General features: G+C 32.2%; 24 protein-coding genes, 6 tRNA genes and 1 pseudogene. 24 read left to right on the top strand and 7 right to left on the bottom strand.

What is annotated here, in order from left to right; all coding sequences use genetic code 11:
- The first annotated feature begins 51 nt into the window (after positions 1-51).
- From NXS10_RS08105 to NXS10_RS08130, 6 genes are all read left to right on the top strand, one after another.
- A tRNA-Phe gene (locus NXS10_RS08105) sits at positions 52-124 on the top strand.
- Between the two features lie 11 nt (positions 125-135).
- A tRNA-Tyr gene (locus NXS10_RS08110) sits at positions 136-216 on the top strand.
- A gap of 4 nt (positions 217-220) precedes the next feature.
- Positions 221-291 (top strand) — tRNA-Trp (locus NXS10_RS08115).
- A 10-nt stretch (positions 292-301) separates the two neighbouring features.
- Positions 302-374 (top strand) — tRNA-His (locus tag NXS10_RS08120).
- 7 nt (positions 375-381) lie between these two features.
- Positions 382-453, top strand: a tRNA-Gln gene (locus NXS10_RS08125).
- 7 nt (positions 454-460) lie between these two features.
- Positions 461-544, top strand: a tRNA-Leu gene (locus NXS10_RS08130).
- Positions 545-1,298: 754 nt separating this feature from the next.
- Here NXS10_RS08130 and NXS10_RS08660 read toward each other — a convergent pair.
- Entirely contained in the window at positions 1,299-1,451 is a 153-nt protein-coding gene (locus tag NXS10_RS08660; protein WP_373318061.1) for a DUF771 domain-containing protein, read from the bottom strand.
- A gap of 1,046 nt (positions 1,452-2,497) precedes the next feature.
- A complete protein-coding gene (locus tag NXS10_RS08135; protein WP_259139341.1) occupies positions 2,498-2,704 on the bottom strand; it encodes a hypothetical protein in 207 nt (68 codons plus the stop codon).
- A 291-nt stretch (positions 2,705-2,995) separates the two neighbouring features.
- Between NXS10_RS08135 and NXS10_RS08140 the strand changes: the two genes are divergently transcribed.
- Positions 2,996-3,292 (top strand): hypothetical protein, encoded by a 297-nt coding sequence (locus NXS10_RS08140; protein WP_259139343.1) that lies wholly within the window; start codon positions 2,996-2,998, stop codon positions 3,290-3,292.
- Positions 3,293-3,403: 111 nt separating this feature from the next.
- On the opposite strand, the gene NXS10_RS08145 is transcribed toward NXS10_RS08140, so the two are convergent.
- Entirely contained in the window at positions 3,404-4,108 is a 705-nt protein-coding gene (locus tag NXS10_RS08145) for an ArsR/SmtB family transcription factor (protein ID WP_259139345.1), read from the bottom strand.
- Positions 4,109-4,418: 310 nt separating this feature from the next.
- Between NXS10_RS08145 and NXS10_RS08150 the strand changes: the two genes are divergently transcribed.
- The 3 genes from NXS10_RS08150 to NXS10_RS08160 all read left to right on the top strand — a co-directional run bounded on the left by NXS10_RS08150 (position 4,419) and on the right by NXS10_RS08160 (position 7,032).
- Complete coding sequence (locus NXS10_RS08150; protein ID WP_259139346.1) at positions 4,419-5,426, top strand: HesA/MoeB/ThiF family protein; 1,008 nt, start codon at positions 4,419-4,421, stop codon at positions 5,424-5,426.
- Between the two features lie 105 nt (positions 5,427-5,531).
- Entirely contained in the window at positions 5,532-6,275 is a 744-nt protein-coding gene (locus NXS10_RS08155; RefSeq protein WP_259139348.1) for an ABC transporter ATP-binding protein, read from the top strand.
- Positions 6,268-7,032, top strand: a complete 765-nt coding sequence (locus tag NXS10_RS08160) for an ABC transporter permease (RefSeq protein ID WP_259139350.1) — start codon at positions 6,268-6,270, stop codon at positions 7,030-7,032. The genes NXS10_RS08155 and NXS10_RS08160 overlap by 8 nt, the downstream gene beginning before the upstream one ends.
- Before the next feature lie 98 nt (positions 7,033-7,130).
- Here NXS10_RS08160 and NXS10_RS08665 read toward each other — a convergent pair whose 3' ends face one another.
- From NXS10_RS08665 to NXS10_RS08675, 3 genes and pseudogenes are all read right to left on the bottom strand, one after another.
- Positions 7,131-7,427, bottom strand: coding sequence for a hypothetical protein (locus NXS10_RS08665; protein WP_373318059.1), 297 nt, complete (start codon positions 7,425-7,427; stop codon positions 7,131-7,133).
- 13 nt (positions 7,428-7,440) lie between these two features.
- Positions 7,441-7,677, bottom strand: a complete 237-nt coding sequence (locus NXS10_RS08670; RefSeq protein WP_373318060.1) for an Rgg family transcriptional regulator — start codon at positions 7,675-7,677, stop codon at positions 7,441-7,443.
- Positions 7,677-7,868: pseudogene (locus NXS10_RS08675) on the bottom strand (Rgg/GadR/MutR family transcriptional regulator); the annotation flags it as partial. The gene NXS10_RS08670 and the pseudogene NXS10_RS08675, both read right to left, overlap by 1 nt.
- Before the next feature lie 395 nt (positions 7,869-8,263).
- Here NXS10_RS08675 and NXS10_RS08170 point away from each other — a divergent pair.
- The 12 genes from NXS10_RS08170 to NXS10_RS08225 all read left to right on the top strand — a co-directional run bounded on the left by NXS10_RS08170 (position 8,264) and on the right by NXS10_RS08225 (position 18,471).
- Complete coding sequence (locus NXS10_RS08170) at positions 8,264-9,052, top strand: hypothetical protein (RefSeq protein ID WP_259139352.1); 789 nt, start codon at positions 8,264-8,266, stop codon at positions 9,050-9,052.
- Positions 9,046-9,528, top strand: coding sequence for a hypothetical protein (locus NXS10_RS08175; RefSeq protein WP_259139354.1), 483 nt, complete (start codon positions 9,046-9,048; stop codon positions 9,526-9,528). Before NXS10_RS08170 ends, NXS10_RS08175 begins: the two co-directional genes overlap by 7 nt.
- Before the next feature lies 1 nt (position 9,529).
- Positions 9,530-10,522, top strand: a complete 993-nt coding sequence (locus NXS10_RS08180; RefSeq protein ID WP_259139356.1) for an ATP-grasp domain-containing protein — start codon at positions 9,530-9,532, stop codon at positions 10,520-10,522.
- A gap of 46 nt (positions 10,523-10,568) precedes the next feature.
- Complete coding sequence (locus tag NXS10_RS08185) at positions 10,569-10,802, top strand: hypothetical protein (protein ID WP_259139358.1); 234 nt, start codon at positions 10,569-10,571, stop codon at positions 10,800-10,802.
- 36 nt (positions 10,803-10,838) lie between these two features.
- Positions 10,839-12,092 carry an MFS transporter gene (locus NXS10_RS08190; RefSeq protein WP_259139359.1) on the top strand — a complete coding sequence of 418 codons (1,254 nt, stop codon included), beginning with the start codon at positions 10,839-10,841 and terminating at the stop codon, positions 12,090-12,092.
- A 1-nt stretch (position 12,093) separates the two neighbouring features.
- A complete protein-coding gene (locus tag NXS10_RS08195) occupies positions 12,094-13,008 on the top strand; it encodes an ATP-grasp domain-containing protein (RefSeq protein ID WP_259139361.1) in 915 nt (304 codons plus the stop codon).
- The gene (locus NXS10_RS08200) at positions 13,005-13,319 is read left to right on the top strand and encodes a hypothetical protein (RefSeq protein ID WP_259139363.1); all 315 of its coding nucleotides are present in this window, start codon (positions 13,005-13,007) and stop codon (positions 13,317-13,319) included. Before NXS10_RS08195 ends, NXS10_RS08200 begins: the two co-directional genes overlap by 4 nt.
- Positions 13,320-13,575: 256 nt before the next feature.
- A complete protein-coding gene (locus NXS10_RS08205; RefSeq protein ID WP_259139365.1) occupies positions 13,576-13,902 on the top strand; it encodes a hypothetical protein in 327 nt (108 codons plus the stop codon).
- Positions 13,903-14,635: 733 nt separating this feature from the next.
- A complete protein-coding gene (locus NXS10_RS08210; protein WP_259139367.1) occupies positions 14,636-16,387 on the top strand; it encodes an HAD hydrolase family protein in 1,752 nt (583 codons plus the stop codon).
- A 127-nt stretch (positions 16,388-16,514) separates the two neighbouring features.
- The gene (locus NXS10_RS08215; RefSeq protein ID WP_259139368.1) at positions 16,515-16,958 is read left to right on the top strand and encodes a zinc-dependent MarR family transcriptional regulator; all 444 of its coding nucleotides are present in this window, start codon (positions 16,515-16,517) and stop codon (positions 16,956-16,958) included.
- A gap of 2 nt (positions 16,959-16,960) precedes the next feature.
- Positions 16,961-17,662 (top strand): metal ABC transporter ATP-binding protein, encoded by a 702-nt coding sequence (locus tag NXS10_RS08220; RefSeq protein WP_259139369.1) that lies wholly within the window; start codon positions 16,961-16,963, stop codon positions 17,660-17,662.
- Complete coding sequence (locus tag NXS10_RS08225) at positions 17,662-18,471, top strand: iron chelate uptake ABC transporter family permease subunit (protein WP_263008859.1); 810 nt, start codon at positions 17,662-17,664, stop codon at positions 18,469-18,471. The genes NXS10_RS08220 and NXS10_RS08225 overlap by 1 nt, the downstream gene beginning before the upstream one ends.
- A gap of 51 nt (positions 18,472-18,522) precedes the next feature.
- On the opposite strand, the gene NXS10_RS08230 is transcribed toward NXS10_RS08225, so the two are convergent.
- Positions 18,523-19,428: a helix-turn-helix domain-containing protein gene (locus NXS10_RS08230; protein WP_259139373.1), complete on the bottom strand. Its 906-nt coding sequence runs from the start codon at positions 19,426-19,428 to the stop codon at positions 18,523-18,525.
- A 327-nt stretch (positions 19,429-19,755) separates the two neighbouring features.
- On the opposite strand from NXS10_RS08230, the gene ruvB reads away from it, so the two are divergent.
- Positions 19,756-20,760, top strand: coding sequence for a Holliday junction branch migration DNA helicase RuvB (gene ruvB / locus NXS10_RS08235; RefSeq protein ID WP_259139375.1), 1,005 nt, complete (start codon positions 19,756-19,758; stop codon positions 20,758-20,760).
- Between the two features lie 106 nt (positions 20,761-20,866).
- Entirely contained in the window at positions 20,867-21,292 is a 426-nt protein-coding gene (locus NXS10_RS08240; RefSeq protein ID WP_259139376.1) for a low molecular weight protein-tyrosine-phosphatase, read from the top strand.
- Positions 21,293-21,294: the final 2 nt, after the last annotated feature.

Below are 21,294 nucleotides of genomic sequence, written 5' to 3' on the forward strand. Positions count from 1 at the left end.
CTCATAACCCGAAGGTCGTAGGTTCAAATCCTGCTCCCGCAATAAGAGATTGGCTCGGTAGCTCAGTTGGTAGAGCAATGGATTGAAGCTCCATGTGTCGGCGGTTCGATTCCGTCTCGCGCCATTTGTTAGTTTGGAAGGGTAGCGAAGAGGCTAAACGCGGCGGACTGTAAATCCGCTCCTTCGGGTTCGGGGGTTCGAATCCCTCCCCTTCCATATTACGGGCATAGTTTAAAGGTAGAACTAAGGTCTCCAAAACCTTCAGTGTGGGTTCAATTCCTACTGCCCGTGTTCTATTATGGCGAATGTGGTGAAGTGGTTAACACACCAGATTGTGGCTCTGGCATTCGTGGGTTCGATTCCCATCATTCGCCCTATGATTGGGGTATAGCCAAGCGGTAAGGCAAGGGACTTTGACTCCCTCATGCGTTGGTTCGAATCCAGCTACCCCAGTTTATTTGCCGGCGTGGCGGAATTGGCAGACGCGCTGGACTCAAAATCCAGTGTCCTCACGGACGTGCCGGTTCGACCCCGGCCGCCGGTATAGTTTAAGGTCTCTAAATGTTGATTTAGAGGCTTTTTTGCTTGAAATGTTCAAAATTTATTCAAAGTATACTTTACTCACTTAAAGACTTATAGAAATCACGTATTTTATTATCTTCTTGGGCAGATTTTTCTTGGATTAAATGTCTGTAGGTTTTGCTTATTTGCAGAATATCTTTATAACCCATTAGCTTTGATAAGCTTGAATATATACACCGATGGTTAACATTGCAATATGTACATAGTAAACCTAGACTTGTCATATTTTGTGGAAAGATGTGTAATGTTTTTAAGATTTGTTTTAAGTGTTTGTTGATACCTGCATTAGTTGCCGTATTATGATGTAAGTCAACAAAAATCATGTTTTCACTATTTGTAATTACACCATTTTCAATAATACATCTTACTCTTATTTAAGGTTTTCAAGAATTCAGTGAGTCTGCATCGGTGGGGATTGTTCGAATTGAACCTTCTGTTTTAGTTTTTGACCAGCGATGGCGAATGGTGTCACATCGGCGATATGTTTTGATTTCTAATGTGTCCCATAAGATACAATCCCTGCAACTTCACCTGCTCATGGTTCAGTTTTTAGCTTAATCAATGGTAAATGAAAGACAATAGATATAAGTAAGTCTAAATTTTCTTCTAAGTAACGGTTTATCTTTTGATAGTCTTGGAAACTATGTCTATATTTATCTTCTTTACGTTTCTTAGGAGGGCAACCAGATAAAATAACACTTCTCTAAAAGCGATAACTAAGATATTATCTTGGTTGTCATATCATAATCAAAAACTTCTTCAAAATATTCTTTGGCTCTACTTGCTAAAAAATAGTAACGTCCGCCTTGATTTTGAGTATATCTCACAAATCCATCTTTGTTTTTGTTAATATCAATTTTTGAGCGAATATTTGGCTTGTATAGAACGTTTTCTAATGACCAAGGTTGAGGACTAAAAGCACTTTAAAAACTTCATTTAAGGATAAATAACGTCTTTATGTGGCTTCCTCTGTTAAATTCATCATCATTTTTAGAAATGATGATGTGGTTTTCAGGGAGTTGTACAGTAATAGATCTTAGGTTCAATTCAAGTTGAATGCTCATAGACTTATTTCCTTTCACTTGTTGGATTATATCGATATGGGATGTTGAAATATTCATGACAAAATCCGTTAGATGGTTCATTAACCACTTCGGAGTGTCCTTTTGAGAATTCAAACATTCTAAAACTTGTTAAGAGTTCGTCATAAGAATGTCGATTAAAAAATAGTTATATGAGTTGAACCCTGTTTCGTATAATGTTGTTTCAATGTGTTCGATTTCTAGTAATAGGCAAATCAATTTATCTGTTGTTATTTTTATTATTTTTTCTTTATCTCACTAAGATGTTATGGGATAATCAAGTAAGGAGTTAACTTACTCGACTAATCTTTTAAATTTTTTAGCTTGTCGTTTGAATCGCTTTGATCGGTGTATGAAACGGTAGCTTTTTTATTTGATAAGAGCTGGTTTGGTTATTTTGAATTTCAATTAATAATTTTTGTGTCATCTTTGTCAAATCTGATTCAGAATCTTTAGTGATGCTATCTAATTTCTATTCTTTAGTTTTTTGAATTGTAATTTTACTTTTTCTTTTAAATCACGGCTTGGCAATACCATAATTGAATGCTGAACTTGTTGTGGTCGTTATAATATACTTTTACGATATAGCGAATACGACGCTTCAACCTAATTCCAATAATTTTCATAATCTGTAATAATGGTCATGTTGAATGATATATGCATCTTTGAAACGAAATCTGAGTTGATTGGTTGAATCAGGTTTTAAAATTTGAAAGAGCTCACGATAATCCGTGTCGCATGACGTATCAAATTCATTGGTCATCGTTTTCTGTCCTTTGTACCTCGAATCTAAATCAAAGCGTTTTTTATTCACTTATGGGTGTGTGTCCTATTCAATCATGCTGTTTAGCAATCAATCGAGCAAGAAATAATTTTCCACTATTGCCTGCTCCCTGTATGTAAATAGCGTTATGATGACACTCTCCATGGGTCATCCGCTCAAATTCTTTTTGAATGTATTCTTGACGATTTTCTTCAAAGATACGTTTGTTAGTCTTCCATGTTTTTTGAGCGGTTCGTTGAGTGAATTGTTCAAACAAAACTTTTTTTGATTCTAATGGTAGTAAACCTTCTAACGAAATTTGCTAACTTAGTTCTAAACAGTATTCATCAATTTCTAGGTCGTTCTCAGACTTTTTTGTATCATGATTTTTGACTTCATCCATGATTGCCTTGATGTCATTGCCATTAGATGATTGAAGATCTCATCGACATTATAGGGAAATCTCCCCTCAGCCATGTTTTTATCATTGCGGTGGGTTAAGTACCTACAGGCTTTAATGGAATTTTAAACAATCTCTAAGTTTTGTGGACGATAAATATTTAATGCCTTGAAAACAGTAGAAACTCTTACTGCTCCAGTTGATGATAAATCAACCAAAGCAAAAGAACTCTACTTGTTGAAAACTATTTTAGCGATTAATAAAGACATCAAACTATCTGAAATGACACCAGATGTTGATGGACAAGTAGGTTTTATTGGTATGCCAACTGAAGAACAAGCTAACAAGTTACATCAAGTCCTTGAGGATTACAGTAAACTAACAGGTAAAACTGAATTTACCATCAATGGACAACAATATTCTGACTACCATCTTAGCGCTATTTTAGGTCTTCCCTATAGGTAGTTCATAGAAATTTATACCTAAAGTGTAGAGGATTTTTGTTGATTTTATGCGATTTTATTATCTTTATATTTTTAAAGAATTTATGTTTCGCAACAAAAATTCTACACTATTTTAGTTATCAGTAAGGACTATATGCCAATTGTCTTTGAAGAATATTTTTCCTTTATCCGTAATTTTTATTGCTCTTGACCCAGAGTTACGTATTATGTATTTGTTTTCAATTAAGAAATCTAAAATTGCCTTTGCTAATGCTCCAGCAATGTGATTTTTTCGTTCGCTCCAGTCTAAGCAATTAATGCAGAACTTTCGTTTTTTATTTTTTAAATCAGTAACATTAATATTGAGTTCTTCTTTAAGAAATACTTCACCTGATGTAGTCACAATATAGTTGTTACTATTGATTTTGTTTTCTGCAATGATATTTTCAGAGGTAAGAAAATCTTTGATTTTAACCCCTAATTCTCCAGCAAGGTGGTCGTAACAAGTTCTAGCTTGCTTTAACTCTTTTTTTGCAAAATGCTGATTATAGCTTTTTGTAGGTTCAAGTGGTGAGTAGTTACTTAGAATTTCAAACAGCTCAGGTGTTATTGTATCTGAGATAGAGTAGTACCTAAATTTACCATATTGTGTAACAGTTGTAAGGTTAGCTTCTGTTAATAATTTTAAGTGGTAGCTGACAGTATGTTGCTTCAATTTTGTAAAAGATGTAATTTCATTTACAGTATAAGCGCGACCATCCATTAAAATATCTAAAATATTAACTCTAGATTTATCAGATAAAAGTCGTAAAATAGTTGTAACGTCTGGTGAATTCATAAAAAACCTCCCTGAAATTCCATATATCGATGAATTTCTATTAATTATTATAATATAATTTATCTACACAGTAAATAAAGAATGATTATTCAGAAAATTACCACAATATCTAAATAAAATTCTTTACGTTATTGTGAATATTTTATGGAGGTAACTGGTATGTCAATCAAAAAAATTGCTACTCCAGCAACAGTTGTTGAAGGACGCTAAGTCCAGTTGGGTGTATTCTCCTAATTGGAGATACCGAAACTTTCTTTAAAGGATAGGACTTTGGTTCATCCTTTTTTCTTAATTAAGAATGGAGATAAATATGAGATTGCCAAAGATAAAAGACATTCACAGCGTACTTTTTTTAAAAGACGCTATTAGAGTTGGTACAGGAAATGATTATGGCATACAGATTGATAATCCGAATGGAAAATATACCGAATTAATAAAATCCTTAGACGGAAATAATACTGTATCAGATATAGTTGAAAAATGTAAAAACTTGAGTGAATCAGAAATCAAAGAATCTATTGATTTGTTAAATGGTATGGGGTATATAGAAGATGCTTATATAGAAATTCCAACCGATTTGTCTAGTGAAGAGCTTGAACATTATTCAGTGAATCTTAATTTCTTTAACACTCTAGCAGATAATGCAAAAAATAAATATGATTATCAAATTCTTTTAAAAAATACTCATGTTTTATTGTTAGGTTTAGGCGGTATCGGTTCAAATATTTGTCTTTCGTTATCTGAACTTGGTATTGGAAAGATAACAGCCGTTGATTTTGATAAAGTTGAAAGAAGTAATTTAAATAGACAAGTTTTATATAATAGCGATGATATTGGTGAACTGAAAACAAAAGCAGCAAAGAATTTTATTAATAAGTTTAATCCTAATGTTGATTTTACAACTATAACGCAAGAAATTTCTTCGGCAGAAGATGTGGAAAAATTAATCCTTACTACTGATTGTGATATTGTTGTTAATGTTGCCGATTATCCGACTGGTTATATTGATTTTTGGGTAAATCAAGCCTGTGTAAAGTATAATAAGGTATGTTTTTCTGCTTTGGTCGGAAAAAAGAATGGACGAGTTTATTCTATTATCCCGCATCAATCAGCTTGTTTTTATTGTCAGTATATGAATGATATTGAAAAAATTCCTGAATATGAAGAAGAATTAAAAACTATCAGAGATATTCGGACAGAAAAAGAGCTATCAATGTATAGGACACCTAATGGGGCTTTAGGGATATCTTGTTTCATGGATATTTTATTGCTGCCGAAATTATGCGATATGTATTTTGGGGTACTGATAAACTTCTAACATATAATAAGGCGTTTAGTATTGATTTCTTGATATTTGAGCAAAAGTTTACTAAATTACATAAATATGATGATTGTCCAGTATGTGGAAAGGATTTAGAGAAACATGGAAACGCTAAGAGTTGATGGCTTGTCAAAAAATTATGGAAACTATACGGCTGTTAAAGATATAAACTTTACTGTAACATCAGGTGAATGTTTAGGTATTTTAGGCATTAATGGTGCTGGGAAAACGACGACCTTAAAGATGATTTACTCAGCTAATAAAATAACAAGTGGTGATGTATATATATTGGGAAAAAATATTAAATCTTTAAGTGATAGAGGAAAATCAAAGTTAGGGATTGTGGCACAAGAGGATATGCTTGATACTACACTAACCGTATTTGAAAATTTGATTGCCCACGGTATTTGTTATGGTATAAATTCCAAAGAACTACAGAAACGAGCCAAGGAACTCTTAGAGTTTGTCCAACTTGATAATCATGCTAATAAAATGATTAGTGAGTTATCAGGAGGTATGAGGAGGCGAGTTGTTCTTGCACGAGCTTTAATAAATAATCCTGAAATAATCATATTAGATGAACCGACTGTTGGACTTGATATTCAATCTCGTAATATAATCTGGAATAAGTTAGAGGTGCTAAAACAACAGGGAGTATCTATAATTATTACTTCTCATTATATGAATGAAATTGAATTTCTCGCTGATAGAATAGCTATTATTGATTCAGGAGTAATAAAAGATGAGGGAACAATTGATAGTTTGTTAAATAAGTATCATGAAAAGGATATTGAAGAATTATTCCTTAAATTGACAAGTTCAAGTAAAGGGGGAGAAAGTGTTTAAAGTTTCGTTTAAATCAATTTATTATGTCGTTGTTAGAAACTATATGAGTTTTAAGTCCTTGTTTAAAATTGCTATAGTTCCTAATTTAATTGACCCTCTATTTTATCTATTGGCAATGGGATTTGGTGTAGGTTCTTATTTAACTAATATTAATGGAATGACTTATACTACTTTTGTTATCACAGGGCTAATTGGAGCGACTGCAATGACCGCTTCTACTTCAGAGGCAACTGTAAATGCTTTTATTCAATACAAAATTGAAAAAACGTATGATGCTATGTTGATGACACCAATTAATTTACAAGATATTGTAATTGGTCAGGCTATTTGGTCTGGAGCTAGAGCTGTTATTTTTGGCGGTATATTTTGGATTGTCTCTGTTTTCATAAGTCAGACATTTAACCTTTACATGTTGCTTATTATTCCACTTCTCTTTTTGATTGGTCTAGTTTTTGGACTTATTGGTTTGACATTTACTTATCTTGCTCCTTCAAGAGAGTTTCTGAATTATTACAATACACTAATCATTAGACCGTTATATATGTTTTCCGATACATTTTTCCCAATTGATTCTATTCCAGAATCTTTTCAAAAACTAACATGGATTTCGCCATTGTATCATGCTACAAGTATTGTAAGGGCTATTTGGTTAGAAAATTTTACTGCGGTACCTCAACACCTGCTTTGGCTGATTGGCTGTACAGTAATATTTTATTTTATTCCTATTTTCGTTATTTACAAAAAATACTATAAATGAGCATTAATTATCATAAAAACGACTTGGTTTCATAAGTCGTTTTTATGTTATTTAAATAATTTTGTAGCTAGTTTTCATTGATTGCTTTTAGACCGTTATCATTTTTTATTTGCTTCCCACCACCGTAACTGACGTTCGTTACTATCGATCATTTCCACAATAAAATAGAGTTCATCTTTTATTGATTGAGGAAGTTCTACTGCTTGTACGGCTTTTTCAATTGTATGAATTGAAACATGGTTTTTTAAGGTTACATATATAATCAAATATATTGAATCTTTGTTCTCTAAGCCCTTTATTAGTGACTCCTTTTCATCAGATGTTCCAAGTAGATAATTAACATTTACATCAAAATAACTTATTATTAAACAATTAATTGCAAGTTGTGTTACCAACTTTTTATTGTTTTTATTTAAAGAGGAATATATATATATAATTTCTTAGCATCTCCCTTGTTAGTAAAATCAAAAATGAGTAATCTATAGTGGGTGCACAATTTCCTAATAGGATAATTTCATAATATCCCCAAAATTCAACTTTAAAAAGATAGTCAGTTAGTTCAAGTAATTCTTCTTGGAGAGATTTTATCATTGTCTTATCCAATTTACTTAACTGAAAATTATTTTGAGTATTTAGTAGATTCATTAAAGTATCAACCTCTTGCTCAGAATAAGCTTTACGAATGTATTCAAGCAAGTCGATAAAAGACGGATTTTTTTATTATCATTATTATATAAAATCATGAATTCATCTAAAGTAACATTCATTTTATCTAATATATTAATGAGACGAATACCGGATATTTCAGATTCTCCTCTTTCGAATCTTGCGATTTGAGATTTTGAAAGATGATTTCATATAAATTCCCACTTTCACAACAAAAATTAAGTTGCTTTGAATTTATTATACAATAATCGGAAATAAGAAATATTATGAACACATTTTTTCGAATAGTAACGATAATTGTGGGAATAATTATTATTGTCGGCGGCGGATAATATATACTATAATAGTAGTTATATGTTATATAGTTTGTATAGATATTTTAGATAATGAAAATTGTAAATTTGTACTATCTTTTATGCTATCCAAAGATAAGTGGCATGAAATTTGTAAACAAGATAGTGAAGTGATGAGAAAAGAGTATGAAAGGTACTATAATTTACTTAAAAAATTGGATGAAGCTAATTTATAACAACGTTTATTAAGAGTAAAATATTATTTGTTACATATGGCTCCGATAATTTATTATGTAGGAGCATCGTGCTATTCAAATTTTGATTATCTTAATAATTTAAGTAGCAAAACTAAAGAAGTTAACAGAAGTTGCTTACTAGAATATTGGCTTGAAACTCCATTGGAAAAGTGGGAAGAAAACGACTACATATTTGTATGTTTTACGGATTATATACTGAATTCTGGAATACAGACACGCTTAGAAGAATTTAATGGAAAGCAAATCTCCTTAGGTAATTTAGAAGAGTATCTAGAATTTAAGTATTATCAATACAAACGACTTCTTGGAGATACGGATGTAGAATCTTTAGGGAATTTTTCAGAACTTGAATTAGATAATAAAGTACAAAAACTAAAGGAGGAGTGGGAGAAAATATTGAAAACAACTGTTATTTATAGAGAAATTAATGGTTTATCTCTACAAAAGTCAGAAGAGTTTATTCAAAACGAAGAACTCAAATCTAAATTCGTTTTCGATTTAGATTTGAGTAGCAAATTGTATGATACATTTGGAGTGAAATCTAACAGTTTAGAAGAATTTCAAACAAGTATTAAAGAATATTTTCAAAGAGATTTATCCCATCTTGAAGAGCGTTTTCTAGATTTATTAAATTTTATTTTTCTACGTTTATCCGATGTTACTCACAGTGATATTGCATTTTCAAGATATTTTGGTAATGTTGGCTTATTAATAAAATTAGATTCAGAAAAAATTATCAAAATATTATCTCTCTTAGTCCTAAAAATTATTATTGTCTTGTTACCCCAAGTAAAAATATGTTAGAGAATGTTCCAGTAGATGTACTTTCAAAAATTGGAATGGCAATAAATTCACGTATGCTGTACAATGGATGGCACTATATGCCGGGGAATTTTATTAATTGTGAGCAGATTGATTTTAGTGAACGGGACTTTTATTTTTCAGCAGTTTTGTCTGATGTTACGAATAAAGATAAGTATCATCATGTTGGTCACGTCAAATTGGATATTAATAATTGTATAAGAGTTCCTTTAACTATGACTATTAATGGTAGAGAATACAAAGCATTAATGGATGTGAGAACTTTTAGAAGAGGAGATAATGAATATTCAATAAGCGACCTAGAAAATGTAATAATATATTCTAAGTATGTTAAAGTCATTGGACAAGCAATTTTTGATATAATTACAGATAAGAAGGACTTTTCTTTTGCGTTACAACAAGTAAATAGAGATAATTATACTAAAAATTTAGCTGAATTGAAGAAAAAGGAGTATTAAAGTGAAAAGAATTTTATTCATTAATTTGCGTTCACATTATGTTGAACGTATGGAGCCATTGTATGCAGCAAAAAAATTAGGGGTTGAAGTTGTACTTCTTGCAGATATAAAGCCACAAATTGATGACGGATACATATCAGAAGATAATTTTATTATTACAGATACATATGATATGGCTAATGCAGTTCAAAAAGTTATAGAGTTTGCTAAAGAGAAGCCCATTGATGGTGTCCTAACTTGGTCAGATAAAGATGTCGAGTTAGTCTCACTGATTGCCGAAAAGTTAGATATACCTGCTCCAAGTATTGAAGCAAGTAAGAATGCTAGGAATAAGTTTTTGATGCGGAAAGCTATTTCAGAAGAAAATCCAGAACTATGCCCTAAATTCTCGAGAGTTACAAATTTTAGTGAATTCAAAGAAGCAGTTGATGTAATAGGTACTCCAGGGGTATTAAAACCAGTAGGAGCTTCCGGTAGTAAAACGATTGTAAAAATATATTCGGAAACTGATTTGGAAAGTGTATTTGAACGAGTAAGGTCAGAAACTAGAATTTCAAGGGATAAAGTTTATAAATACTTTCCTGATGAATATATTTATGAAGAATTACTTTCTGGTGATGAAATGTCAGTAGAAGGTTTTGTTTCATCAGTAACCGGAGAAGTAGTGATAGCAGGTATGACTGATAAATATGTCACGGATGAGTATTCAACAGAATATAAAGAAATAGAACCATCTCAAAAATCTCCTAAATTTCTTAAACTATACAGCGAAAAGGTAAAGTCTGCAGTAAAATCACTAGGGATTACAGCCTGTTCTTTTCATGCTGAAGTAAAAGTAGTCGGTGAGGCTTTAAAAGTTATTGAGATAGCTGCACGACCAGGAGGCGGCTTTATAACAACACATTTAGTAAAATTGGCATCAGGAGTTTCATTTATTGAAGAAACCATAAAGAATGCTTTGAATCAGCCAATCGATAAAAAAAATCTTTTTTGAAAGTTGGTCTCAATCTCCTAAGTATGTTGTTGGGCAAGAAGATTTTATGTCTGAAAAAGAGGGTGAGGTATCTAGAGTAGGAGGTCTACCAGAAATCTTTGAAGATTCTAATGTTAGATTGTTTATTCCTTTGAAAGAGGTTGGAGATAAAGTTCTTCTTCCTCCTAAAAATTACGGCTCACTTTACACAGGTAGAGTAATTGTAGCTGCTTCAAATATAAAAGAAGTTGAAAAGTCACTATTAAGAGCGAAAAGTAAATATAGATTTGAAGTAAAGTAAATATGTAATTAAAATTGACCTTAATAAGGGGATACTATGAATTTTTTTAATAAAAAACTTTTCTCCTACTCAACGTCTGTAAAATTTTATTTAATAGGAACTTTCATATCTAGTATAGGTGATGGAATGTTTTCCTTAGCTGTTAGTAAGTTAGCTTTTGATAAAACTGGTACAGTAGCTGGAGTTGGTGGTGTGATTATCATTCAGTCTATAACAATGTTTTCGCTTAACCTACTTGCGGGCTATGTTGCTGATGCATATGATTCCAAAAAGATTTCAATTTATTCAGATTTAATACAAGCAATATTAATAATATTGTATGCTTTCTCATTAATTTATCTTAACGGTGGAAGTTTGCTTTTATTTTTATTAACGACTGTTATTAGTTGTATATCTCCTTTTTTTAGAGCTGCAAATTTTAAGCTTCTTCCAGAGATTGATAGAAAAGATTTAAGTTTGGTTAAATTAAATGGGCTAAGAAGTTCTGTTAAACAAGGAGGTTTACTGCTTGGCTCTACTCTCATTGCACCTTTTATTTTTTTAAATTTGCTTTCACTTACTTTTCTATTAAATGGCATTAGTTTTCTTATATCTTGCTTATGTACATATCGGATAATTCTTACAAGCACTACTAAAGAAGGAAGAATAGAGCCTTTATCGAAGATTTCAGAAATCTATAAAAGTTGGTTTTCATTAGTAAAGGAGCTATTTCTTAATCATAAGGTATTTTTCCTTGTTTTATTTTCAACTTTTGATTATTTGACAATAAATTTTATTAATTTAATAGGTGTAAAATATGCTGAAACAGTATTGCATAATTCAGCCTTTATTTCTCTCATTGATGGTGGCTATGCTGCAGGTGCAATTATTTCGTTTTTGGTCATTAACATAGTCTTTTCAAAGTGTGACTTTAATTACATTTCATGGGTAGGACTGTTTGTTCAAGGAATAATGATTATTTTAATGAACTATTTTTCAACGGCGTATAGTACATTTATTCTAATATTTATTATAGGAGTTTTTACAGGTACCTCTATTTCCCTTTTTCAAACAATTCTGCATAAGGGAATATCTCAGAAATTTCATGGAAAGATATCAAGTTTTAGGGATATGATGGTTTCCGGTGAAACACTTTGCATTATTCCAATATTTTCTTATATTATAAATTTTGATTTTAAAAGGGGAATTTTGATTTTTGGAATTCTTATACTAACACTGTCGTCTATTTTAGCTTGGTTAGGTCTGATTAAATATTTTCCAAGTATAAAACTCAGAGAAAATGGAGAATAAAATGAAAAAAAGAATATGTGTTATAAATACTGTGACTTGGCTTAGAGCACCTATTTCAAATTGGCTTAATGATAATCTTGATACTACCTTAATCTCGAGTTATCAAGTTGATAAATCATTGCTTAAAGATATTAATCAATTTATATATTTTGAAAAATATAATGATGATGAGGAGCTTGGGAATTTAGTTATTAGACTTCACCAACAGAAGAAATTTGATTTACTTATTGCTCTCTCTGAAAGGGATATTTTGCGAGTAGCAAAGTTGAGAGAGCTTTTGGGAATACAAGGGCAAAATTATTTTTCAGCACTTCTTTATAGGGACAAATACATCATGAAGCAATTTGCTAAAATAATCGGATTAAATGTTCCAGAATTCAGCACTTTTTCGAAGCCTTGTGAGTTGATGGAAAAAGTTTCAAAAATTGGTTTTCCTATCTTAATCAAACCTTTATCAAAATCGGGTTCTAAGGGAGTTCAGGTTCTAAAAAATAAAGAGGAGTATGATGACTACTTAGAAAAGAAGAGTTTCTGGGAAGAAAATTATGATGTAGAACAGTTTATTTTAGGTGATATGTATCATGTTGATGGAATTGTTGAAAATAATAAGCTTAAATTTATATCAGTTTCTAAATACTGGAATAGTCTAGGAAAAAGTACAACATTAATGGAAAATACGCAAAATACAACAATAACTTTTGCAGACTTTACAATAAATAAATCAGATTGGGAGTTTTTACTATTAAAAGGGGAAACTAAAAAATTTGTGGAAAAATCTAATTTTAATAATGGTACTATCCACGCAGAGTTTATAATTTCAGAGAAAGATAAAACGCCTTATTTTATAGAAATAGCAAGCCGTACAGGTGGTTTAATGATAAGCAATACGATTGAAAAAAATATGGCATTATCATGAATGAAGTTTCCTTTTATTTACAAGTTGGACAGAAAGTGACTTATCCTTTAAAAAATGAGCCAGAAAATTTTGGTTTTTTAACAGTTTTTCCACAGAATAAAAAATTAATTGAATTTGACGTAAGTAAAATTAAGCAAGATTTAAATGTCATTGATTTTTATGAAAATCATAAAATAGGTAAGCACTACAAATCTACGGAATATATGAATCATATAGGTATTATTTTATTTAAAGGTACCAGTCAGGAGGATATGAAACAAAAAATACATTATTTAACACGACTTATTGATTCAAATATAAAATGGGAATAGCCTATTTGTCATTAAAGCTAACTCTACCTTACTTATCCTAATTAAGAATTTCTTAAAATATAAAAGCGAACAACATTGGTTAGAATTCCAATTTGTTCGCTTTTATTTATGATTAGTAATTGCTAAACTAGTTGCTTTGCAGCATTTTGTTGTGTTTTTATAAATTTCTAGTTGCTAAAAATAGTGCTATTTTATATTGGATAATTTTTGATTACTACCAGAAAATTTAGATAGCTTTACAAAACAATCCGCAAAAGTGAAGCGTGAGCAATCAGACGAAAGTTTAGATATGATTTTTCAAGAAATTATAAAGGGAGAGCTAACCGAAGATGCTATTTTTGTTGATGAAAAATTAATATTTTTGTGGGCTTATAATCAACAAAAATTTGACGAAGCCTTTAAAGCATATGGAAAAATATCAGCTAAAACGACTTTACGCCAGTTAGAAAGTGGTGAATTTAAACCAACAATAGTATATATTCATGGTCAATCTGGTATTGAAAAGACTAGTCTTGCCTATGATTTGGTTGCAGAGATAGTTTCACAATATGATAAAGGAATTACAAAGACTGTAGATTTGTAGTTTTTTATTTTTGAGAACTCTATATCTCTTCATACCAACTACAAGTTCTTTAAGAGCACACTCCTTATTATTTTTTCCATCTACGCAATAGACACAGCGATGGTTCTGTTATTGGTACTCTTTATAGTGCTCCTCAATTCATTCCTTTTAAACTATTTTGATAGCTCACAAATTTTCCACGAATCTAATATAAATTTCAATACCATTCGTCTTTTCAACATTGTCTTTAGTCGTTGAAGGGTTCTCAGATGTATTGATAACATGCAACTATTTCATTTTTCTACTTTATCAATAACCTATATGTCATAAATCATCATGTCTCTTCTGTAAATCTAAATTAGTATACCAACAAGCTATGGTGTAGATACTTTTTATGAAAGAAGTTAAAAAATCACTAAAATTATTGCTCGTGTAGGGCAATACTTTAATGTGAATGCTGACAAAGAATGGTGACACAATAATGTGGCAAATCAAATAGAAAAGACACTTTTCGTTTGGAAGATGTCTATTTGTAATACTATATTGTAATTGATTTAAGCAGGCAATATCCTTATTTTTTAGTTTAGTTTTTTATATATGAAATTAGGTCTTTTATGTTGCAACCAATGTCTATTTCATATCATGAAAAAGATTACTTGCTCTATTGGTAAAAAGCGAACAATTGTATCATTACTGTCTTAATCATTTGCTTTTAAGATAAGAATGAGTATAATAATGAGCAGGAGAATCAATTATGCCAGTTTATAGAGATACGCTAATCCATTATAATGAGCCTATTTATTTTGATGATATTCAGAATGCATGGATAGTCACTGAAAAGCACTATTTTGAGGCTATCGTCCAAAATCCTAACTTTTCATCTGATAGATTAGGTGTCAAGCTAAGAAATAGTTTCATTGATGATGCATTAGCTCATCGACTAAAAGTGTTTTATGATGACTGGATAATGTATCAAGACAGTGACAAAAATAAACTGAGTCGATGTTTATCTTCTACCCTTTTGAATAGCATGAACAAATTGCTCTCAATTTCAGATGTACAAAAGATAATACGTGAAGAAGTTGAGCTATCTACGAGTAAAATTGATTTTGCTATGATGATTGAAAAAGCTTGTGAGCGTATTATAACTCAACTATATGATTTACCTGTTGAGCGATACAGAACTATTTTAAAGTTATCTAGACCGATAACAAATATTCTGTATACTAATTCTATTGAGTTAAAAGATGCTCAAGAAGCTGCGCATGCTATTGAAAAAGTCGAGGAATATGTTTTACGTGATTGTCAAAAAATGCACAATCATTCTTTAGTAGCTCACTTGGTAAAGCAATCTCAAGTTCCGATTTCTTTAGTCATTAATTTATTAGTTGATGGTCAAGACCTATTAGAATCTTTTTTAAAAACCGTTGTGTATTTATGGGCAAGTAAAGGGCTATCTGATTATAAGAACGATATAAGTTATATTCAAAAATATTTTCCGCCGTTTACCTCTTTATCTAGGATATGTCTTAGAGATACAACTGTTGGAAAATGCACCATCAGAGAAGGTGAAAGAGTTTTGTGTATTCTTTCTTCCCCAGAAGATGCTTCAGTTATGGCTTTTGGTGTGGCTGGACATCGATGTCTCGGTGAAGATATTGCGATGAAAATAGCTCGTCAACTGTACCTTTATTTGAAACAGTTAGGAAAAGCAGAACTATGCTCCTGTAAAACAAATAAATCTTTTGGCTATTTTACCTTTACAGAATTGATGATTAGGAAGAGAAAAAAGTTTATTTTTGATCTGGATGGTACTATTGTTTTTAATGGACGCTTTATAGCGCCTGAATTGAAAACCGCCTTGCGAAGGTTAAATGATAAATATGAATTGTTGTTTGCTTCTGCAAGACCTATTAGGGATATGCTACCATTGCTTCGTGATTTTAAAGATAATGATTTAATTGGTGCTAATGGAGCTATGGTACGTCAAAATGGGACTATCAAGTTAATCCGTTATATTGATAGTCAAGTCGTTTCTGATATAATGACTGTTGTATTTGAAGACAAACTAGATTTTATCATAGACTACGAATGGCATTATACGGCTTCTATTTCTGAAAGCAATCATCCAATACTTGTTAAGTTGGATTCTGGAAATTTAGCAAACAACGTGCCTGTTTCTTATAGGAATGTTGGAAAAATTATTATCTTAGGAATCAATTCCAAAATAATAAATTGTATCCAAAATATAAAGGGCATAGAATATGTGATTCATAATGATGACAGAGAAATTGTCATTACATCCGAAGGTATCAACAAATATACAGCTATCAAGTATCTCATTAATGATAACAAATATATTGCCTTTGGAAATGATAAGAATGATATAGAAATGCTAAATTATTCTGAGAAGGGTTATTTATTAAATGAAAAGATTAAAATAGGTCGTCATGTTACAAAGATTTCAAAAAAGGATATAGAAAGAGTGATTAGTAGTTATGTATAGCCCTTTTTAGCTATTGAAACTTTCCGCATAGTGAAGGTTTTATTTGGCTTATAAAAAGATTAGAATCAACATTGCTAATCACTTATTTTTGTGATATAATTAACTGGTTAACTAAAAGGAGGTTTTTATGGCAATAAAAGATGAATTGGATCGCCTTATCAACCAAATTGTAATGAAGTCTGAAAATCAGCATGAGTTTTTATTAGGAGCTTGTCAAAGTGGTGTTGAATTGACAAATACACAAGAGCATATTCTTATGCTACTGCTTGATGGTGGTCGTATGACTAACTCAATCTTGTCCAAAAAACTAATAGTTAGTCAAGCAGCAGTCACAAAAGCGGTCAAACAATTGTTACACAAACAGTTGATTGAATCGGTGAAAGATGAACATGATGGGCGTATTGTTTTTTTTGAGTTGACAAAAGCAGGAGTTCCAATTGCAAAAGAGCACCGTCATCATCATGACTTGACTTTGATGGCTTACGACAAACTATTTAGTGATTTCTCAGAAGATGAACAAGCGGTAATTGAACGCTTCATGGAACGGGTATCTGATATAATTAAGGAGTGAGTATGCGCTATATTACAGTGGAAAATCTGAGTTTTCAATATGATAATGAGCCTGTTTTAGAGGGAATCAATTACTACGTTGATAGCGGTGAGTTTGTCACTTTAACAGGGGAAAATGGTGCTGCAAAATCAACGCTCATCAAAGCAACATTAGGTATTTTGAAACCTAAGATTGGTTCTGTGATGATTAGTGAGGTTAATAAAGATGGCAAGAAACTGCGTCTTGCTTATCTTCCACAGCAGATTGCAAGTTTTAATGCTGGATTTCCTTCTACCGTTTATGAGTTTGTCAAATCAGGGCGTTATCCTAGAAACGGATGGTTTAGACGTTTAGATAAACACGATGAAGAACATGTGAAAATTAGTTTAGAATCTGTTGGCATGTGGGATTATCGTTATCATCGTATTGGGAGTCTATCAGGTGGGCAAAAGCAGCGGACAGTTATCGCTCGGATGTTTGCATCTGATCCCGATATTTTCGTGCTGGATGAGCCGACAACAGGTATGGATAGCGGAACGACAAAAACATTTTATGAGTTGATGCATCACAGTGCCCACCGTCATGGCAAGGCGGTTCTTATGATTACACATGACCCTGAAGAGGTCAAGGAGTTTGTAGACCGCAATATCCACCTCGTGCGTAATAATAGCCTTCCTTGGAGATGCTTTAATGTTCATGATAGTGATGAGAAGGAGAATTTGTGATGTTTGAGATTTTATCTTATACGTTTATGCAACGTGCCTTACTTGCTGTGATTTGCATTAGTATTTTTGCTCCTATTTTAGGGATATTTCTCATTTTACGTCGGCAGAGTCTGATGAGTGACACACTTAGTCATGTTTCTTTAGCAGGTGTTGCTTTTGGTTTATTGTTAGGTGTTTCGACGACTTGGTCGACAATTATTATTGTAGTAATAGCTGCCATTTTATTGGAGTATCTACGGATAGTTTATAGACATTATATGGAAATTGCGACAGCTATTATCATGTCCTTTGGGCTAGCAATTTCCTTAATTGTGATGAGTAAAGCAAAAGCTGGTAGCATGAGCCTAGAACAATATCTGTTTGGCTCTATTATTACTATTAGTAGCAGTCAGGTTATCTTTTTAGCAATTATTGCTACGGTTGTCTTGTTACTAACGCTTTTATTTATACGTCCTATGTATGTTTTGACTTTTGATGAGGATACGGCTTTTGTTGATGGTTTACCAGTTAGAGTCATGTCTATTTTGTTTAATATCGTTACTGGTATCGCTATAGCACTAACAATTCCAGCAGCGGGAGCTTTACTGGTATCAACGATTATGGTTTTGCCAGCAAGTATTGCTATGCGTGTTGGACGAAACTTTACATCTGTCGTCTGGTTAGGTATGTTTATTGGTTTTATCGGTATGGTTTTCGGAATTTTTCTTTCTTATTATTGGGAAACACCAGCCAGCGCTACTATTACCATTATCTTTATAGGTATGTTTATACTAGTTAGTCTCATTGGAATTGTTCGAAAATCTATTTAAAAAGCGCCTCCATATTGAAGCGCTTTTTAAATAGCTCTGTTAGATATACTATTACATAGTATCAATGTCAGTTTTCCATTCTTGACACAATTGATTTTCGAGGTAATCATCACCGATAAGCTTAGCAAATAAAATAGCATTTTGATAGGATTGTGTAGCTGATTCGATATTGTGCTTGACGTGAAGTTGGTACTTCCACTCGATGAGACTGAGTATAGGACGTTTTTGAAAGTCGTGAATGTCTGTCATCAACTGATTACTCTTTGTGACGACTTGTTCGATAATATCCCATTTTTTAAGATCAAAAGCTAACTTGATATTGTTGAGCAAGACATTGTTCAATTGAAATTTCTCCTCTGCCAGAGGTGGATTGGAGTTTAACAATTTTGTCATGACTTTATCGTATTGTTGTTCTTCATAAAAGGGTTCTTGATTTTTTTTGTAGGCAAAACAAACAAGATATAAATCAAAAAAAACGAAGTCATTAACTGTATAAGTTGTTTTTTTGAAAGTTTGTTCAAAGTAATCTTGTAAGATTCCTAGTCCAAAACTATCATTATCACTAAAGTGCACATCAAGTTTTGATTGTAAACAATCGATAATAAGTTGCTCATCTTCAGGAAGTTTATCATAAAAATTTTCGTAAATAGCAGTGAAATATTGTTCACGCTCCTCAAGTCTAACCTGATCTCCGTAAGTAGGAATACGAAGTAGCTTTTGTTTTAATTCCAAATAGTCAGCAGATAGGCTAAAATCTTGATCATCAACTAACTCTCCAACAGTCATGCCCAGACGATTGGCAATATATCTTATACTGACTACATTGGGGTTATTGTTTCCATTTTCAATACGAGCTAATTGCCTAATAGAAAGTTCAGATTCATTTCCACAGAATTCCTCTCGTGTTAGACCTTTGTTTTCTCGAAGTTGTCTCACTTTTATACCTAACTCATTCATTCAATACCACCTTAATGCATTATCATAAAATAATTTGTTATGAAACGTTATAGTATATTTTTTAAACTTATTTGTCAATATATAGGTGTTTTAAGACAGTTTAGAGATGAGAACAAAAAAGTGCCATAAAGAACAGGACAAAAATGTCCTGTTCTTTATTATTTTGATAGAGTATACTAGATACATCAAAATTAAGGAGAAGAAATATGAAAAAACTTCAAATCATTAACTTAGTGATGGCTATTATTGCAACAGGTTTAGGTTGGTGGGGATTATAAAGTTATCCTTATAACTGACAAAGTGGTCTGAAAATAGTAAAATGTCTATATGACAAGATTTTTAGATGGTGATGTAGTGGGAGAAGAGGAGTTTGTTGAACCTACGCTTCGTCCTCAATTGTTAAGGGAATATATTGGTCAAAATAAGATTAAAGAGCAATTAAAAATCTTTATAGAGGCTGCCAAGTTGCGTGATGAATCACTTGATCATGTGCTATTGTTTGGTCCTCCAGGGCTTGGTAAGACGACCATGGCTTTTGTTATTGCTAACGAACTTGGTGTTAATCTCAAACAAACTTCTGGTCCTGCTATTGAAAAGGCGGGGGATTTGGTTGCTATCTTAAATGACCTTGATCCTGGAGATGTTTTGTTTATTGATGAAATTCATCGCATGCCTATGGCAGTTGAAGAGGTTCTCTACAGTGCGATGGAGGATTTTTATATTGATATTATGATTGGTTCAGGTGATTCTAGTCGTAGTGTTCATTTAGAATTGCCTCCTTTTACGCTGATAGGAGCAACGACACGAGCGGGAATGTTGTCTAATCCTTTGAGGGCTCGTTTTGGTATTACAGGGCATATGGAGTACTATGAGGTTGCTGATTTGTGTGATATTGTCAAGCGTACAGGTGCTATTTTTGATATGGCAATTACGCATGAGGCAGCAATTGAGTTAGCTCGTCGTAGTCGTGGGACGCCTCGGATTGCTAATCGTTTACTGAAACGTGTTCGTGACTATGCTCAAATTATGGGAAATGGTATCATTGATGAGTTGATGACAGATAAAGCGTTAGCTATGTTAGATGTTGATAGTGAAGGACTTGATTATATTGATCAGAAGATTTTACGGACGATGATTGAGATGTATCAAGGCGGTCCTGTTGGATTGGGAACTTTATCTGTTAATATCGCTGAAGAACGTGAGACAGTGGAGGATATGTATGAACCATATCTCATCCAAAAAGGCTTTATCATGCGTACTCGAAGCGGAAGAGTAGCGACTCCTAAAGCTTATGAACATTTGCATTATCCTCTTTCTAGCGATAAGCAATAAAAAGACTAGAATTTTCTAGTCTTTTTATTGCTTATTTTCTTAAACATAGCAAAAACAAAACGAACGTGGTATAATGGACAGGATAGTAGTGTAGAGGAAAGTCAATATGAAAAGGATTTGTTTTGTTTGTTTAGGCAATATCTGCCGAAGTCCAATGGCAGAATTTGTGATGAAAAAGTTGGATAAAAAACATCAGTTAGAGGTAAAAAGCCGAGCAACTTCCAATTGGGAACATGGCAATCCGATTCATAAAGGAACAAAGGCTATTTTTGATAAATATGCGATTGCTTATGATTATAATAAACGCTCGCAGATGATTAGCAAAGAAGATTTGGAGAAGTTTGATTTTATCATTGGCATGGATAAACAAAATGTTTCTGATTTGCTTAATTTATCGAATGGTCATTTTGATGATAAGATTGCTTTATTTAGGGCAGGGGGTGTTCCTGATCCTTGGTACACTGGGGATTTTGAAGAAACCTACGCTTTGATTAAGAACGGATGTTTAGATTGGTTGAATAAGTTAGGATAATA

The organism is Streptococcus sciuri, from assembly GCF_024814375.1.
Lineage (GTDB): Bacteria > Bacillota > Bacilli > Lactobacillales > Streptococcaceae > Streptococcus > Streptococcus sciuri.